This window comes from Thermodesulforhabdaceae bacterium (assembly GCA_037482015.1).
Taxonomy (GTDB): domain Bacteria; phylum Desulfobacterota; class Syntrophobacteria; order Syntrophobacterales; family Thermodesulforhabdaceae; genus JAOACS01.
Window position 1 is genome coordinate 1 of the sequence record JBBFKT010000030.1, and the last position, 567, is coordinate 567.

General features: G+C 59.6%; 1 protein-coding gene. It reads right to left on the reverse strand.

The annotated features are described in order from the left end of the window. Positions 1-222: 222 nt before the first annotated feature. On the reverse strand, positions 223-567 hold a 345-nt coding region (locus WHS38_12410), incomplete at its 5' end, for a 2-oxo acid dehydrogenase subunit E2 (GenBank protein ID MEJ5301779.1).

The following is a 567-nucleotide window of genomic DNA, read 5'->3' on the forward strand; positions in this document are numbered from 1 at the left end:
GCTGGTAGTATCCTGATCACATCCGCTAGCATAGAAGCCACGACACACCAGCCAACGATTACCCTGATACTGCACCTGAACGATGCACTGTCGGACGCTAGCGCTGGTGTGACAGGAATCGTAGGGGCACGGCATGCCGTGCCCCTACTGATTTCCGCGCATAAAATAGTCGCTTCCCTGCGCCTTGTACGCTCCTGCGACGTGCTCCCCAAACGATGTGCTTCAGGCAATGCCTGATGACACAAGACCGACCTCATCCTCTTGCGGTTCGGCTAGCGGCCTGACACCGAGCCGCCGACAGAGCGCGTTCAGAAATGCCATCGCCGTCGGATGATCAAGCACCCGCGCATCGTAGCAGAGGCTCAGGTGTGCCACTGCCCCGACTGCAATCGTCGTATCACCGAGGGCCACCGGCTTAAGCTGCGCTTCGCTCAGCGTCAATGCTGCTACCGTTCCCGGCAAGGGCGGCTTGATCTGCCACCAATCAGCAGTAACGGCAATCGCACAGGTTGCCATCCCCAGATCGTGACCCGTTCCGGTCAAGGCGCGGGCAATGCCACGTTCGTT